This window comes from Mycolicibacterium fallax, from assembly GCF_010726955.1.
Classification (GTDB): Bacteria; Actinomycetota; Actinomycetes; order Mycobacteriales; family Mycobacteriaceae; genus Mycobacterium; species Mycobacterium fallax.
On sequence record NZ_AP022603.1, the window covers coordinates 2,814,946 to 2,830,984 of the forward strand.

14 protein-coding genes are annotated in these 16,039 nt (G+C 70.9%); 9 read left to right on the forward strand and 5 right to left on the reverse strand.

Features of this window, described 5'->3' with window-relative positions:
* Window positions 1–48 precede the first annotated feature (48 nt).
* Complete coding sequence (locus G6N10_RS13445; RefSeq protein ID WP_163742687.1) at window positions 49–2,370, reverse strand: transglycosylase domain-containing protein; 2,322 nt, start codon at window positions 2,368–2,370, stop codon at window positions 49–51.
* Between the two features lie 307 nt (window positions 2,371–2,677).
* Complete coding sequence (locus G6N10_RS13450; protein WP_085093146.1) at window positions 2,678–3,100, reverse strand: DUF5318 domain-containing protein; 423 nt, start codon at window positions 3,098–3,100, stop codon at window positions 2,678–2,680.
* Window positions 3,101–3,161: 61 nt separating this feature from the next.
* Between G6N10_RS13450 and G6N10_RS13455 the strand changes: the two genes are divergently transcribed.
* The 5 genes from G6N10_RS13455 (at window position 3,162) to G6N10_RS13475 (ending at window position 7,403) form a co-directional block, all read left to right on the forward strand.
* The gene (locus G6N10_RS13455; RefSeq protein WP_085092997.1) at window positions 3,162–4,010 is read left to right on the forward strand and encodes a DUF1707 SHOCT-like domain-containing protein; all 849 of its coding nucleotides are present in this window, start codon (window positions 3,162–3,164) and stop codon (window positions 4,008–4,010) included.
* 147 nt (window positions 4,011–4,157) lie between these two features.
* Window positions 4,158–4,703: a PadR family transcriptional regulator gene (locus G6N10_RS13460; protein WP_085092995.1), complete on the forward strand. Its 546-nt coding sequence runs from the start codon at window positions 4,158–4,160 to the stop codon at window positions 4,701–4,703.
* Between the two features lie 49 nt (window positions 4,704–4,752).
* Window positions 4,753–5,862 carry an inositol-3-phosphate synthase gene (locus G6N10_RS13465; RefSeq protein ID WP_109750390.1) on the forward strand — a complete coding sequence of 370 codons (1,110 nt, stop codon included), beginning with the start codon at window positions 4,753–4,755 and terminating at the stop codon, window positions 5,860–5,862.
* 91 nt (window positions 5,863–5,953) lie between these two features.
* Window positions 5,954–6,844 carry an Rv0045c family esterase gene (locus tag G6N10_RS13470; RefSeq protein ID WP_085092993.1) on the forward strand — a complete coding sequence of 297 codons (891 nt, stop codon included), beginning with the start codon at window positions 5,954–5,956 and terminating at the stop codon, window positions 6,842–6,844.
* A 70-nt stretch (window positions 6,845–6,914) separates the two neighbouring features.
* Window positions 6,915–7,403 carry a MarR family winged helix-turn-helix transcriptional regulator gene (locus G6N10_RS13475; RefSeq protein WP_085092991.1) on the forward strand — a complete coding sequence of 163 codons (489 nt, stop codon included), beginning with the start codon at window positions 6,915–6,917 and terminating at the stop codon, window positions 7,401–7,403.
* Window positions 7,404–7,409: 6 nt separating this feature from the next.
* Here G6N10_RS13475 and ggh read toward each other — a convergent pair whose 3' ends face one another.
* Window positions 7,410–8,750, reverse strand: a complete 1,341-nt coding sequence (gene ggh / locus G6N10_RS13480) for a glucosylglycerate hydrolase (protein ID WP_085092989.1) — start codon at window positions 8,748–8,750, stop codon at window positions 7,410–7,412.
* A gap of 62 nt (window positions 8,751–8,812) precedes the next feature.
* Here ggh and G6N10_RS13485 point away from each other — a divergent pair, with 62 nt between their 5' ends.
* Window positions 8,813–9,478 carry an SDR family oxidoreductase gene (locus G6N10_RS13485; protein WP_085092987.1) on the forward strand — a complete coding sequence of 222 codons (666 nt, stop codon included), beginning with the start codon at window positions 8,813–8,815 and terminating at the stop codon, window positions 9,476–9,478.
* Window positions 9,479–9,486: 8 nt separating this feature from the next.
* Here G6N10_RS13485 and leuS read toward each other — a convergent pair whose 3' ends face one another.
* Window positions 9,487–12,357 (reverse strand): leucine--tRNA ligase, encoded by a 2,871-nt coding sequence (gene leuS / locus G6N10_RS13490; RefSeq protein ID WP_109750389.1) that lies wholly within the window; start codon window positions 12,355–12,357, stop codon window positions 9,487–9,489.
* Window positions 12,358–12,599: 242 nt separating this feature from the next.
* Here leuS and G6N10_RS13495 point away from each other — a divergent pair, with 242 nt between their 5' ends.
* A complete protein-coding gene (locus tag G6N10_RS13495) occupies window positions 12,600–13,649 on the forward strand; it encodes an LpqN/LpqT family lipoprotein (RefSeq protein WP_085092983.1) in 1,050 nt (349 codons plus the stop codon).
* A gap of 42 nt (window positions 13,650–13,691) precedes the next feature.
* Window positions 13,692–14,036 carry a hypothetical protein gene (locus tag G6N10_RS13500; protein ID WP_085093142.1) on the forward strand — a complete coding sequence of 115 codons (345 nt, stop codon included), beginning with the start codon at window positions 13,692–13,694 and terminating at the stop codon, window positions 14,034–14,036.
* Here G6N10_RS13500 and G6N10_RS13505 read toward each other — a convergent pair.
* Entirely contained in the window at window positions 14,033–14,638 is a 606-nt protein-coding gene (locus G6N10_RS13505) for a YqgE/AlgH family protein (protein WP_085092981.1), read from the reverse strand. The two genes, G6N10_RS13500 and G6N10_RS13505, sit on opposite strands and share 4 nt — an antisense overlap.
* Window positions 14,639–14,763: 125 nt before the next feature.
* Here G6N10_RS13505 and G6N10_RS13510 point away from each other — a divergent pair, with 125 nt between their 5' ends.
* Window positions 14,764–16,038, forward strand: coding sequence for an MFS transporter (locus G6N10_RS13510; RefSeq protein WP_085092979.1), 1,275 nt, complete (start codon window positions 14,764–14,766; stop codon window positions 16,036–16,038).
* Window position 16,039 lies beyond the last annotated feature (1 nt).

A 16,039-nucleotide genomic window follows, 5' to 3' on the forward strand; every position in this document is an offset into this window, starting at 1 on the left:
CGGCGGCCTCGGTGATCTCCTCGGGCTGCGAGTCGCGGTCCTCGTCGGTCACGGGGGCGGCGGTGGCAGGCCCGGGTCACCCGGCGGCGGCGGAGGGGGCGGAGGCGGCGGCGGGGGCGCGTTGGGATCCGGCGGCGGTGGTGGCGGCGGCAGGCCGATGGTCGTCGGCGGGCCCCACGGGATGCTGACCCCCGGCGCGATCTCGATGGTCGGCTGGATGACCTCGACGCCCGGCGGAAGGCCCGGGGCGGCCGGCGGCGGCGCCTCGACCGGCCGCGGCGGCGGCGCGTACACCGGGACGCCGGCGTAACCGCCGATCTCCGGCGGCTTGGGGAAGGACTCGTTGTCGGTGCCCGACAGGGCGCCGTCCATGGTGGCCTTCCAGATGTCCGACGGCAGGCCGGACCCGTAGACCGGGCCGCCCCACTTATTCACCAGCGGTTTGTCCCCGCCGGTGGTGCCGACCCACACCGCGGTCGACAACGACGGGGTGTAACCGACCATCCAGGCGTCCCGGTTGGCGTCGGTGTCGCCGAGCTGGTTGGTGCCGGTCTTGGCCGCCGACGCGCGGCCGCCGGCCAGGTTGTGGCCGCGGGACCAGCCGGCGATCGGCTGCATCGCGGAGGTGACGTTGTCGGCGACGGCTGCCTCGATCCGCTGCTCCCCCGGGTTGTCCTCGCCGCCGGCGTCGAACAGCACCTCGCCGTCGGCGTTGACGACCTTGGCGATGAAGTGCGGCTTGCGGTACACCCCGGAGGCGGCCAGCGTCGCGTACGCCGAGGCCATGTCGATCACCCGGGACTGGTACTGACCCAGCACGATGCCGTTGTTGGGCGGACCGCCCTCGCCGTCCTCGCTGAGGGTGTGCGCAACGCCCGGGAAGCTGGTCGCGACACCGGCCCGGTGCGCGGCGTCGGCGACGTCCTCCGGACCGTTCTTGAGCTTCAGCATCAGCCGGTAGTAGCTGGTGTTCAGCGAGCGCTTGAGCGCCTCGGCAATGTTGCAGACGCCGCAGCCCTCGCCCTCGACGTTGCTGATCTTGATGCCGTCGACGGTCAGCGGCGAGCTGTCGATCTGGTAGCCCAGCCCCATCCCCTGCTCCAGGGCTGCGACCAGGCCGAAGACCTTGAACGACGACCCGGTCGGCAGGCCGGCCTGGGCGAAGTCGAAGCCGTTGGCGTCGGAGCCGCCGTAGTAGGCCTTGACCCCACCGGTCCGCGGGTCGATGGCCACCGCCGCGGCGCGCATGTCGGCGTCCTGGCCCGACAGCGCCTCGGTGACGGCGTCGACGGCCGCGGCCTGCGCCTGCGGATCGATGGTGGTGGTCACCTGCAGGCCCTCGGTGTTGAGCAACTGCTCACTGATGTTGAAGATCCCCATCAGTTCCTTGATGACCTGGCGCTCGATCAGCCCGTTGGGGCCGGTGGTCTGGTTCGCCTGGCTGGCTCGCTCGGGGGCGATGGTCTCCGGGAACACCTGCGCGGCACGGTCCTGCTCGGACAACGCGCCGATGGTGACCATGCCGTCAAGCACCCAGTTCCAGCGCTCCTGGGCACCCTCCAGGTCGACCGCCGGATCCAGGGTGGACGGGCGCTGGATCAACGCCGCCAGCAGCGCGCCCTCGGACACCGTGAGGTCCTCGACGGGCTTGTCGAAGTAGGCCCTCGACGCCGCCGAGATCCCGTAGGCGCCGCGGCCGAAGTAGATGATGTTGAGGTAGGCCTCCAGCACTTCGTCCTTGGACCATTCTCGCGACATCTTGGTGGAGATGACCAGTTCCTTGGCCTTGCGCACCAGGCCGCCGAACCCGCTGCGGGCGTCACCGACCAGCGCGTTCTTGACGTACTGCTGGGTGATGGTCGACCCGCCCTGGGTGTCCCCGCCGACGATGTTGTTCTTGATCGCGCGGGCGAACCCGGTGAAGGAGAAGCCGGGGTTGCTGTAGAAGTCGCGGTCCTCGGCGGCCATCACCGCGTCGCGGACGTGCTCGGGGATCTGGTCGATGCCGACGTCGATCCGGTTGCCCTCCGGCGGCACGATCTTGGCGATCTCCGAGCCGTCGGAGGCCAGGATCGTCGAGACCTGCGCGGTCCGGATGTCGCCGGGCTTGGGCACGTCGACGATCGAGTAGGCCATCGCGAATGTGACGAACGGCAGCAACAGCAGCAGCACCGCGGCGACCACGGCGCCGCGGCGCACCCAGCGCCAGTTGATGCTGAGCCCGGCCAGCGGGCGCCGCGGCGGCCCGTCGCCGCCGGCGGCCGGCGGCTCAGCGGGTTTCTTGGGGGCCGGGACGCCGTCCAGCGCGGCCTTGACCACGTCGATCGGGTCCCGCAGCGACGGGTCCAGCTCGTCGCGGACCGGCGGGATGACGGCGGTCGGGCGGGGATCGGGGCGGGTCGGCGGGGCCGGCCGCGGCGGGCCGGGGCGATTCGGGCCGCCGGTACCGGGGCCGGTGCTGCCCGGGCCATTACTTCCCGGGCCGTTGCCCCCGGGGCCAGTGCTGCCCGGGCCGGTGCGGTCTGGTTCGGGGCGCTCGGTCCGGGCCCGGTCCGGTCCGGGACGGTCCGTTCCCGGACGGACCGGCTCGGCCGGCTTCTGGGCATGACGCGGCGCGCCACCCGTGGGTGGCGTGTTGGCAGCGTCGCTCGGGGTCGGCTCCGGGCCGTTGACGGGGTTATTCACTGGCGGTCCGCGCGCCCTTCCGCGCGGTCCGGGTACGCGGCGACTTGGGCTTCTTGGGCAGCCCCAGCACGTACGACTTCACCAGGTGGTTCCAACTGCAGGTCCGGCACACCTCGACGACATGAACGGCAAACTCCTCGTAACGGGTGGCCAGCAGGACCAGCTCCTCGGCGGTGCGCGCCGACCCCGAGACCGGACCCAGCTGATCACCGAAAACCCAGGAAACCAGCGTCAGTGGTTCCTTGCGGCAAATCGGGCACATCACCGAGCTTTGTTTCCCGTGAAACTTCGCGGCACGCAACAGATACGGATTCGCGTCGCACACCTCGGTGACCCCGGTTCGCCCGGAATACACCTCGGCCAGCAGGGACCGGCGCCGGAGCGCGTAGTCCACCACCTGTCGCTGCAATCGCACGGTCACCAGAGTACGTCGCCATCACCGGCCGGGCGGCGGGACGGCCCCCTACCATCTAGCTGTGGCGACCCGCCGAACCGCGCGAACCCGCGCCAAGGACAGCGATCGCAATGACGCTTGCGCGGTGCTCGACGGCGCACTGGCCGACGGTCAGCTCTCCGGCGAGGAGCACCGGCAGCGGGTTGCCACCGCCACCGCGGCGACCACCCTCGGCGAGTTGCAGACGCTCGTCGCGGACCTGCAGACCGACGGCGCCCCAGTGCGACTGCCCGACCTCAACCAGGGGCCACCACGGCCGGCACCGGGCTGGGGCCTGCGCGCGGCGATCGCCGGCGCGCTGGTGCTGCTCGGCATCGGGATCGGCTGGGGCCTGTACGGCACGTCCTCCTCGCCGCTGAGCCGCGCCCCCGATCCGGGCGCCGCGCCCGACGGCGTCGCACCGGTGGTGCTGACCCCGCCGCGGCAGCTGCATTCACTCGGCGGGCTGACCGGCTTGTTCACCCAGATGCGCGAGCGCTTCGGCGACACCACCGGCTATCGGCTGGTGGTCTATCCCGACTACGCCTCGCTGGACTTCCCGGACCGCGCCGACGAGCGCCGCAAGTTCAGCTCCGTCTACCGCGGCGGCTGGGACGATCCGCGGCCGAGCGCCCGCAGCTCGGGGGACCGAGTGGTGGATCTCACCAAATTCGACACCGCGGCGATCGTCGGGGTGCTGCGGGGCGCGCCGGAAACGCTGGGCATCGCCCCCGCCGAGGTCAACAACAGGTATCTGATCATCGAGCCGTCCGGTGACCCGCAGACCCCCGAGGCGGTCCTGATCTCGGTGTATGTCTCCGCAGAGTTCGGCAGCGGCTCTCTCACGCTGCATCCCGACGGCACCCTCACGCGGATCAACTACCCGGGCTGACGCCCCCGGCGCGCCGGCGCCGGGGTTCGCCGGCCGCCGGGTCGCACTGGCCTGCCGTTTTGCGGCCGAATATATCGGCGCGATACAATTCTGCGACGTGTCGGTCCGCCGTAACGGTGCGACAAAATTCTGCAGGAGGTGAATCGAGTGCTGGAACTGGCCATCCTCGGCCTGCTGCTCGAATCCCCGATGCACGGCTATGAGCTGCGTAAACGGCTCACCGGTCTGCTCGGCGCCTTCCGGGCGTTCTCCTACGGTTCGCTGTACCCGGCGCTGCGCCGGATGCAGGCCGACGGGCTGATCGTCGAGGACGCCGCACCCACCGGGACGACCAAGGTGCGTCGCGCTCGGCGGGTGTATCAGCTGACCGACGCCGGGCGGGAACGGTTCAGCGAACTCGTCGCCGACACCGGCCCGCAGAACTACACCGACGACGGCTTCGGGGTACACCTGGCCTTCTTCAACCGCACCCCTGCCGAGGCCCGGATGCGGATTCTGGAGGGCCGTCGTCGTCAGGTCGAAGAACGCCGGGAGGGGTTGCGTGAGGCCATCGCGCGCGCCAGCGGCTCGATCGACCGCTACACCAAGCAGTTGCACCAGCTTGGTCTGGAGTCCAGCGAACGCGAAGTGAACTGGCTCAACGAGTTGATCGCCGCCGAGCGCGGCGCACAGGGCCAACCCGAAACACCCTGAAACACCCACGGCCCACAGACAAACAGCAGTACCGATCGGAGGAGAACCCATGAGTGAGAACAACGTGACCGCGTCGACGGATGTGCGGGTCGCCATTGTCGGCGTCGGGAACTGCGCGTCCTCGCTTGTGCAGGGCGTGCAGTACTACAAGGACGCGGACGAGAACTCGAACGTGCCCGGCCTGATGCACGTCAAGTTCGGTCCGTACCACGTGCGCGACGTGAAGTTCGTCGCCGCGTTCGACGTCGACGCCAAGAAGGTCGGCTTCGATCTGTCCGAGGCCATCTACGCCTCGGAGAACAACACCATCAAGATCGCCGACGTCCCGCCGACCGACATCACCGTGCAGCGCGGCCCCACCCTTGACGGCATCGGCAAGTACTACGCCGACACCATCGAGGTCTCCGACGCCGAGCCGGTCGACGTCGTCAAGGCGCTGCGCGACGCCCGGGTCGACGTGCTGGTCTCCTACCTGCCGGTGGGCTCCGATGAGGCCGACAAGTTCTACGCCCAGTGCGCGATCGACGCCGGGGTGGCCTTCGTCAACGCGCTGCCGGTGTTCATCGCCTCCGACCCGGTGTGGGCCAAGAAGTTCGCCGACGCCGGCGTGCCGATCGTCGGCGACGACATCAAGAGCCAGGTCGGCGCGACCATCACCCACCGCGTGATGGCCAAGCTGTTCGAGGACCGCGGCGTCACCCTGGACCGCACCTACCAGCTCAACGTCGGCGGCAACATGGACTTCAAGAACATGCTGGAGCGCGAGCGGCTGGAGTCCAAGAAGATCTCCAAGACCCAGGCCGTGACCTCCAACCTGACCGGCTCGCTGGCCGGCAAGGTCGAGGACAAGAACGTGCACATCGGCCCGTCCGACCACGTCGCCTGGCTCGACGATCGCAAGTGGGCCTACGTCCGGCTGGAGGGCCGCGCCTTCGGTGACGTGCCGCTGAACCTGGAGTACAAGCTCGAGGTGTGGGACTCGCCGAACTCGGCCGGCATCATCATCGACGCGGTGCGCGCCGCCAAGATCGCCAAGGACCGCGGCATCGGTGGCCCGATCATCCCGGCCTCGGCCTACCTGATGAAGAGCCCGCCCGAGCAGCTCGCCGACGACGTCGCCCGTCAGCAGCTCGAAGAGTTCATCATCGGCGCCGACTAGCACCGCCGCTCTACCGCCGACGAAGGTGCGGCGGGAACGCAGATCCGGACCGGATCTGGGCTCCCGCCGCACCTTCGTCGTATAAAGAGATGTGCTCACCGACGACGAACTGCTGCGCCTCGACGAGTTCGCGCTGCTGCCCGAGAACGCCACCGCGGCCGGGGTCCGCTCGCCGCTGCCGCCGGTCGGCCGGATCGAGCTCGGTACCGTCAGCGCGCTGACCTGGGGCGCGGGCCCCGCCGAGGTGGTGTTCCTGCACGGCGGCGGCCAGAACGCCCACACCTGGGACACCGTGGTGCTGGGCCTGGGACTGCCGGCGCTGGCCGTCGACCTGCCCGGACACGGCCGCTCGGCCTGGCGCGAGGACGGCGACTACGGGCCCAAGCTCAACGCCGAGACGCTGCGGCCGGTGCTGCGCGAGCTCGCGCCATCGCCGCGGCTGGTGGTCGGGATGTCCCTCGGCGGACTGACCGCGCTGCGGGTGGCGGCCACCGAACCGGCGCTGGTGCCCGAGCTGGTGCTCGTCGACGTCACCCCGTCGGCCCCGGCCCGGCACAACGAGATGACCAAGGCCCAGCTCGGCGCGGTGGCCCTGGTCCAGGGCGAACGCACCTTCGACAGCTTCGCCGCGATGCTGGACGAAGCGGTCACCGCCGCGCCGCACCGCAGCCGGGAATCGCTGCGCCGCGGCGTGTTCCACAATGCCAAGCAGCTCGACGACGGCCGCTGGGCCTGGCGCTACGACGCCTTCCGCAAGGGCGACGGCTTCGACGGACTCTGGGACGATGTTCCGGCGATCACCATGCCGACCACCCTGGTCCGCGGCGCCAACTCCTACTTCGTCAACGACGACGACGCCCAGCAGTTCGCCCGGGAGGCGCCCGGGTTCCGCGAGACCATCGTCGTCGCCGACGCCGGCCATTCGGTTCAGGGCGACCAACCGCTCGAGCTGATCCGGATCCTGCGGCAACTGCTGGGGTGAGCCGCGACCCGTTCAGGGTTTTCTCAGCACCCGCAGGCTGGGGCGAGCAGACAGGTTAGACTGGCAAACTATGGCGGAAGGCGAAGCCGGCACGGCCGTTGAGCCGCACCTGGCGCGGATTGCAGAGGACCTGCAGCGCACGCTGGGCAAGTTGTTCTCGGTGCTGCGTCGTGGCGATACGCCACGCGCCGCCTCAACCGCCGGTGAGCTCACCCTGGCCCAACTCTCGATCCTGGTGACGCTGCTGGAGGTCGGACCGATCCGGATGACCGAACTGGCCGCGCGCGAGCGGGTCCGGACCCCGACCACCACCGTCGCGATTCGCCGGCTGGAAAAACTCGGCCTGGTCAAGCGGACCCGGGATCCCTCGGATCTGCGGGCCGTGCTGGTCGAGATCACCCCGAAGGGGCACGCCGAGCACCGTGAATCGTTGGCGCACCGGCACGCCGCGCTCGTCGAGTTGCTCAACAACCTCACCCCAGAGGAGATCGACGCCCTCGATCGGGCGATCGGTCCGCTGCAGCGGTTGGCCACCGGGGAGCCCGAGAAGGCCGGCTGAGCCGGCTCAGCCCAGCCAGTCCAGCACCGCCGCCGCCGTCCAGGACTGCTGCATGCTGCCCAGCGGCCGACCGGTGAACGGCTCGTAGTACTCGGCGAAGCTGCCCTCGCTGACCTGACGTAAACCCTCCTGCCGCAACACCTGTGACCGCTCGGCCCAGCCCCGTCGGGCAAAGGCCCAGGCGAACAGCCAGGTCATCACCGGCCACACCGGACCGCGCCAGTACTGGGTGGCCCGGAACTCCCGGGACACCGGCGAGGTGGACGGGATCAGGGCGTAGCGCAGGTCCGGGTGCCCGGCGAACCGCGGCCCCTCCAGTCGGCGCAGCAGGGCCCGCTCGGTGTCGTGCGGCAACCCCCCGCACAGCAGCGGGGCGAACTGCGCGATCGTCTCGGCGGTGATCCAGCGCTGCGCCTTGAGGTCGTAATCGCGTGCCACCCCGGTTCTTTCGACGGTGGTCGCCAACACCCCGGCCCGGAACCGCTCTGCCCAGCCGTACAGATCGCGGATGTCGGAGTTCGGCCGGTTGTGCTCCTCACCGATCTCGGCCAGCACCGTGCAGGCCACCGAGAAGATCGCCGAGACGAACACGTCCTCGACCGCCAGGCTCATCGTCGCCGGCAGCAGCTCGTCCTGGTAGCGAACCGATTTCATCTCCTCCAGCAGCCACAGGTAGCGGTCGTACTCGCCGTCGGACGGGCGCTGCGCCGGGTCGGTGACGATGTGATTGTCGGCGCGCTGGTAGGCGGGCAGCGGGCCGGGAACAACGTTGGCGTAGGCGCCATCCCAGCGCGGTGAGTTGTCCATTCCGGATTCCCACCCGTGATAGAGGGTGATCCGGCCGCGCTCGTCGGGGTCACGCGCCTCGGCCAGCCAACGATGCCACCGGACCAGGTCATTCCACCGGCGGTCCAGAAACGCGTTGGCCACCGCCCGGGTGCTGCGACCCCGCGAATGGGCACGCTCCAGGATCCGTTGCACCGCAATGGCATGCACCGGCGGCTGGGTGATCCCCGAGGTGTGCCGGCCCGGTGGAGCGTTGTCGGCCAGCGCCGCGCAGGCCCAGCGCGCCGGGCCGGGAAAGTAACCGTCCACGCCGTTGGCGAAGACGATGTGCGGGATCATCCCGTTGCGCCACTGCGCCGAGAGCAGCGTGTCGAGTTCGACGACCGCGCGTTCCACCGACAGCGGCGCCAGCCCGATCGCCACGAACGCCGCGTCCCAACTCCACATGTGCGGATACAGCAGCGGGGCCGCCGTCGTCATCTCACCGAGGTCGTTGCCGCGCAACAGATAGGCCGCCCGGGCCGCCAGCGCGGTGGGCGAAAAGTTGGGGTCGCGGGCCACCCGTACATTCTGCGGGGCCAAGACCGGATCCGCGACCGGACGACACGCTCTAGGGTGACACCATGCCCACCGCCCTGATCACCGGCGCGTCCCGCGGACTCGGCGCGGCGATCGCCGCCGCGCTGGAACCCAGCCACACCCTGCTGCTGGCCGGCCGGCCGTCACCGGAGTTGGACGAGGTGGCCGCCCGGCACGGGGCCACCACCTGGCCGATGGAGCTGACCGACCCCGACGGCATCGCCGCAACCACCGAGGTGCTCACCGAACTCGATGTGCTGGTGCACTGCGCCGGGGTGGCCTACCCGGGCCGGGTCGCGGAATCCACCGTCGAGGAGTGGCGGGCCACCCTGGCGGTGAACACCCTCGGGCCGGTGGCGCTGACCCTGGCGGTGCTGCCCGCGCTGCGGGCCGCCCGCGGGCAGGTGGTGTTCATCAACTCCGGGGCCGGGCGCAACCCCTCCCCCGGGCTGGCGTCCTATGCGGCAAGCAAGTTCGCGTTGCGCGCGTTCGCCGATTCCCTGCGCGTCGACGAACCCGAGCTCCGGGTGACCACCGTCTACCCGGGCCGGATCGACACCGACATGCAGTACAACCTGGTGGCCTACGAGGGCGGCGAGTACCGGCCCGAGCGGTTTCTGCGCCCCGCCACGGTGGCCGCGGCCGTCGCCGATGTGGTCGCCACCCCGGCCGACGCCGTCGTGCACGAGGTGGTCATCCGACCGCGCTGACGCCGGCCTCAGGCGACGATGTTGACCAGCTTGCCGGGCACCACGATGACCTTCTTCGGCGTCGCCCCGGCCAGGAAGTCGCTCACCTTCTCGTCGGCCAGCGCCGCGGCCTCCATCGCCGCCCGGTCGGCGTCGGCGGCGACCGTGATCCGGCCGCGGACCTTGCCGTTGACCTGAACCGGGTACTCGACGGTGTCCTCGGCCAGGTAGTTCTGGTCGGCCTGCGGCCACGGGCCGTGCGCCAGCGAGCCGGTGTGTCCAAGCCGGCGCCAGAGTTCCTCGGCCAGATGCGGGGCCAGCGGCGCGGCCATCAGCACCAGCGGCGCCACCGCCGCCGCCGGCGGTCCGTCCGGGAACGCCTTGGTCAGGTGGTTGGTGTACTCGATCAGCTTGGCCGCGGCGGTGTTGTTGCGCAGCCCGGCGTAGTCGTCGGACACCCCGGCAATGCAGCGGTGCAGCGCCCGAAGCGTCGATACATCGAGATCGCCTGCGCTGCAACGCAGTTCGCCGCTCTCCTCGTCGACGACGAGCCGCCACAACCGCTGCAGGAAACGCTGCGCGCCGACCACGTCCTTGGTGGACCAGGGCCGCGAGGCCTCCAGCGGGCCCATCGACATCTCGTAGACCCGCAGCGTGTCGGCGCCGTAGCCGTCGCAGATCTCATCCGGTGAGATCGAGTTCTTCAGGCTCTTGCCGATCTTGCCGAACTCCTGGGTGACCTCGATTTCGCCGTCGGGCCCCGGGTGGTAAAAACGGCCGTCGCGCTCGATCACCTCGGCGGCCGGCACGTAGGCACCGCGCGCGTCGGTGTAGGCGAACGCCTGGATGTAGCCCTGGTTCACCAGCCGGCGGTAGGGCTCCCGCGAGCTCACGTGACCGAGGTCATAGAGCACCTTGTGCCAGAACCGGGAGTACAGCAGGTGCAGCACGGCGTGCTCGACACCGCCCACGTAGAGATCCACCCCGCCGGGATCGTCGGCGCCGTGCTGCGCCGGCCGCGGTCCCATCCAGTAGGCCTCATTCTCCAAGGCGCAGAACGCATCCGGGTTGTGCGGATCGGTGTAGCGCAGCTCGTACCAGGAGCTGCCGGCCCACTGCGGCATCACGTTGGTGTCGCGGGTGTAGGTCTGCGGCCCGTCGCCGAGGTCGAGTTCGACGTGCAGCCAGTCGGTGGCCTTGCCCAGCGGCGGGGCCGGTTCGCTGTCGGCGTCCTCCGGGTCGAACATCACCGGCGAATAGTCGGCGATGTCGGGCAGTTCCACCGGCAGCAGTTCCTCGGGCAGCGCGTGCGCGCGGCCGTCGGCGTCGTAGACGATCGGGAACGGCTCGCCCCAGTACCGCTGCCGAGCGAACAGCCAGTCGCGCAGCTTGTATTCCACCCGGGCCCGACCCCGGCCGTCGGCATCGAGGCGCTCGGTCATCGCCGCCTTGGCCTCCACGACGGTCATCCCGTCCAGGAAGCCGGAGTTCACCAGGACGCCGTCGCCGGTGTAGGCGGCCTGCGAAACATCGCCGCCGGCAACCACTTCCACGATCGGGAGGCCGAATTCGGTGGCGAAGTCCCAGTCCCGCTGGTCACCACCGGGCACCGCCATGATCGCGCCGGTGCCGTAGCCGGCCAGCACGTAGTCGGCGATGAACACCGGCACCCGGCGCCCGTCGGCCGGGTTGATCGCGTAGCCGCCGAGGAACACCCCGGTCTTGGTCTTGTTCTCCTGACGTTCCAGGTCCGACTTGGCCGCTATCGCCTGCCGGTAGGCGGCCACCGCCGCGGCCGGGGTCGACGCGCCGTAGCTCCAGCGCGGGTCGGTGCCAGCCGGCCACGTCTCGGCGGTCAGCGCGTCGACCAGCTCGTGCTCGGGGGCCAGCACCAAATAGCTGGCGCCGAACAGGGTGTCGGGCCGGGTGGTGAACACCTCGATGTCACCGGCCCCGGGGAGGTCGGCGGCGAAGTACACGGTGGCCCCGGTGGAGCGCCCAATCCAGTTGCGCTGCATGGCCTTGACCTTGTCCGGCCAGTCCAGCACATCCAGGTCGTCGAGCAGCCGGTCGGAGTAGGCGGTGATACGCATCATCCACTGCCGCAGCCGCTTTCGGAACACCGGGAAGTTTCCGCGTTCACTGCGCCCGTCGGAGGTGACCTCCTCGTTGGCCAGCACGGTGCCCAGCCCCGGGCACCAGTTGACCACCGAGTCGGCGTGGTAGACCAGCCGGTATCCGTCGACGACGTCGGCCTTCTCGCCGGCGCTCAGCGCCGCCCAGTCCCCGCCGTCGTCGAGGGTCCGCGCGCCGGAATCGAATTCGGCGATCAGCTCGGCGATCGGCCGGGCGCGGTTGAGGTCCGGATCGAACCAGGCGTTGAAGATCTGCAGGAAGATCCACTGCGTCCAGCGGTAGTAGTCGACGTCGGTGGTGGAGAAGCTGCGCCGGCTGTCGTGGCCCAGGCCCAGCCGGCCGAGCTGCCGGCGGAAGTTGACGATGTTGGCCTCGGTCCGAATCCGCGGATGGGTTCCGGTCGAGATGGCGTACTGCTCGGCAGGCAGCCCGAACGCGTCGAAGCCCAGGGCGTGCAGCACGTTGCGGCCGGCCATCCGGTGATACCGGGCGTACACGTCGGTGGCGATGTAGCCCAGCGGGTGCCCGACGTGCAGTCCGTCGCCGGACGGGTACGGGAACATGTCCTGGACGAACATCTTGTCCGCGGGCACCGCGGTGCCGTCCGCCGGCGCCAGCGCACCGACCGGGTTGTCCACGTTGAAGGTGCCCGCCCGCGCCCACTCGGCCTGCCAGGCGGCCTCGATCGACCCGGCCAGTTCGGCGGTGTACCGGAACGGCGGGGTATCGGAGTCCGGTGCGGCGGAGGAAGCGGAGTCGGTCACCCAAACAGGGTATAAGGGCACGTGACGGCGCCGAACACGCAGTTGGGCCGGAGCCGGCCGCCGGCCGCCTTGATCTCGGCCGCGCTGTCGGCGTTGGTATCGATAGCGTCGCATCCCGGTCAGAGCTTGGTCCCAGCTCGGCCGCGAGCTGCCTCGGAGCTGGAGCCGGGCCCGGCAATCGCGATAAAGTCGCAGGACCGGCGCGGGCTCACCGCCCCGCCGACCGTGCGGAAGGACAGCTGGTGCGTAACGACAACACCCGAAGGTGGCGGGTTCTGGGCGGCCTGGCGGCAGGTGTCGCGGGCGCGCTGAGCCTGGCCTCGCTGGGATCGACGACCGCCTCGGCCGATCCGATCACCCCCGAACCCGCCCCGGTCACCGTGACCCAGACCGTCACCGTCGCGCCAGGTGCAACCGCCGCCCCCGGTGCGCCCGCCGCCCAGCCGGTCGGCACACCCGCGACCCCCGGCACCCCGGGATTGCCCGGACAGCCGATGATCGCCGCCCCGGTGCAACCGGTCGCCCCGGCACTGCAGCCCGCCACCTCCGGCACCATCGCCGAGTACCTCGCCTCGCACGGGGTCAAGATGGAGCCGCAGCGGGCCGCCGACTTCAAGGCGCTCAGCATCACCCTGCCGATGCCGGCCGGCTGGTCGCAGGTGCCGGATCCGAACGTGCCCGACGCGTTCGCGGTGCTGGCCGACCGCACCGGCGGTGACGGCCTCTACACCTCGAACGCGCAGCTGACCGTCTACAAGCTGGTCGGCGACTTCGATCCGAACGAGGCCATCACGCACGGCTTCATCGATGCCCAGCAGCTGCCGAGCTGGCAGACCACCGACGCGTCGCTGGCGCCGGTGGGCACGTTCCCGTCCTCGCGCGTGGAGGGCACCTTCCGCGAGAACGACAACGTCGTCAACACCTCTCGTCGGCATGTCATCGCCACCAGCGGCAGCGACCGGTACCTGGTGTCGCTGTCGGTGAACACCGCCGTCAACCAGGTGGTGGCCAGCGCCACCGCCACCGACGCCATCATCAACGGCTTCCAGGTCATCGACCCGGCGGCGGTGCCCACGGCGCCGCTGCAGTTGCCCGGCCAGCCCACCGCCCCCGGCGCGGCCCCCGCACCCGGAACGCTGCCCGGCCAGCCGGGCGCGGCCACGGTGCCCGGTGCGACCGCGCCGGGTGTCACCACCCCGGGTATCACCACCCCGGGTGCCGCGGCGACCGCGCCGATCGGCACCGCGCCGGTGCCGCAACTGGTACCGGTGGCGCAGACGCCCGCCCGCTGACCGATTGGCCTGCACGGCACGTCTGCTCGTAATGTGCAGGTCATGCAGATCGCCGGTGTGGTCCTCCTACTCGCCGCCCTCTCGGCCGCAGTCGCGGGGCTGCGCAACCGTCGGGTCACCGCCGGCCACGACGCCCCGATCCGCCAGGCGGTGGCCCCCAGCCAGCTCGTCGCGGCGGTGCTGCTGGCGGCCGGTGGCATCGCCGCACTGATCAGCCCGCCCGGGACGGCACTTCTGCTGCTCATCGTGTGCGTGGTCGGCGCGCTCGCCACCATCGGCGCGGGTTCCTGGCGCGGCGCCCGGCTCGCGGTGACCGAACCGCAGTCCGACGGCCAGGGCTGCGGCGGGGGTGGCTGCGGCGGCTGCGGTCAGGTCTGCGGGAGTTAGTTGCGGCTGACGTCGATCGGGTGGGTGGCCAGCATCGACAGCGGCAGCGGCTGACGACGCAGCACCCGCGACCACAGATCGACCCCCGGTTCCACCAGCACATCCGACGGCAGCGCCGACAGCACGATCCAGTCGTCGCGCTCGATCTCGCCCTCCAGCTGACCGGTGGTCCAGCCCGAGTAGCCGGCGAACACCCGCGCGGCCTCGACATGCGGTGCCACCGACTCCGGGTCGGCATCCAGGTCCACCATCGCGATGCGGCCCTGGACGTGCCGAAGCCCGGGCGCCCCCGCGGTGTCGTCACCGGCCCGCAGGATCGCCAGGCACAGCGCCGAATCCCGCTTGACCGGCCCGCCGACGAACATCGTCCTCGGCTTGGACACCACCTCGGCCCACCGCGGCAGCACGTTGTAGACGGCCGTTTCGCTGGGCCGGTTCAGCACCACTCCCAGCGTCCCGCCGTCGTTGTGCTCGACGACGTAGATGACGCTGCGCCGGAAGGTCGGTTCCAGCAGCTCGGTGTTGGCCAGCAGTAGGGTTCCGGCGCGCACCCGCTGCGCCGCGGGTGCGACGAAGTCCTCGGGGTCTTCCGGGTGCGCCACCGTCCCATCATCGCATCAGCGGGTCCCGGCCGTGCCGATCGGCGTCAGGCCGACCGGAATTCTTTGTAGGCTGCAAGGCGCGGCGCGGAGCGCACGTCGCGCTGTCCCGACGAGGAAGTGGTCCCTTGGCCGACGCACGGGCCGCCGCCTGGCGGCGGTCGGTGCACGAGCTGCCCGATTTCCGCCGGCTGCTGCAGCTGCGGATCGCCAGCCAGTTCGGTGAGGGGCTGTTCCAGGCCGGGCTGGCCGGGGCGCTGCTGTTCAACCCCGAGCGCGCCGCCACCCCGTGGGCGATCGCCGGGGCGTTCGCGGTGCTGTTCCTGCCGTATTCGCTGCTCGGCCCGTTCGCCGGCGCGCTGCTGGACCGGTGGGACCGCCGGCTGGTGCTGGTCGGCGCGAACGTCGGCCGGCTGCTGCTGATTCTCGGCATCGGCGTGCTGCTGGCGGTGCGGACCAGCGACATCGCGGTGCTGTGCGCGGCGCTGGTGGTCAACGGGCTGAGCCGGTTCGTGGCCTCGGGCCTGTCCGCGGCGATCCCGCACGTGGTGCCGCGGGTGCAGGTGGTGTCGCTGAACTCGCTGGCCACCGCGACCGGCGCGCTGTCGACGTTCCTGGGCGCCAACTTCATGCTGCTGCCGCGCTGGCTGTTCGGCGCCGGCGACACCGGCGCCGCGGCGATCATCTTCCTGGTCACGGTGCCGATCGCGGTGGCGCTGCTGCTGGCGCTGCGGTTCGCGCCGCGGGTGCTGGGCCCCGAGCACACCGCCCGGGCCATCACCGGCTCGGTGTTCTACCTGGTGGCCAGCGGCTGGCTGCACGGCGCCCGCACCGCGCTGACGGTGCCCAGCGTCGCCGCGACACTGGCCGGGCTGGCCGCCCACCGGATGGTGTTCGGGATCAACACGCTGCTGGTGCTGGTGATCATCCGGCACACCGACACCCCGTCGATGGCGGTGGCCGGGCTGGGCACCGCGGTGCTGTTCGTCGCGGCGACGGGCACCGGCTCGTTCCTGGCGACGATCTGCACCCCGGCGGCGATCCGGCGTTGGGGGCGGTACGCCACCGGCAACGGCGCGCTGGCGCTGGCCGCGGTGATTCAGCTCGGCGCGGTGGGGCTGGCGCTGCCGGTACTGATGCTGTGCGGGCTCTTCCTCGGCGCCGCCGGTCAGGTGGTCAAACTCTGCGTCGACGTGTCGATCCAGCTCGACGTCGACGACGCGCTGCGCGGCCACGTCTTCGCGGTGCAGGATTCGCTGTTCTGGCTGTCGTTCGTCGCGGCGGCGACCGCCGCGGCCGCGGTGGTGCCCGCCGACGGGCACTCCCCCGCCCTGGTGCTGGCCGGCGCCGCGGTCTATCTGATCGGGCTGGCCTGCCACGCCTGGACCGCGCGCCGCGTTTAGG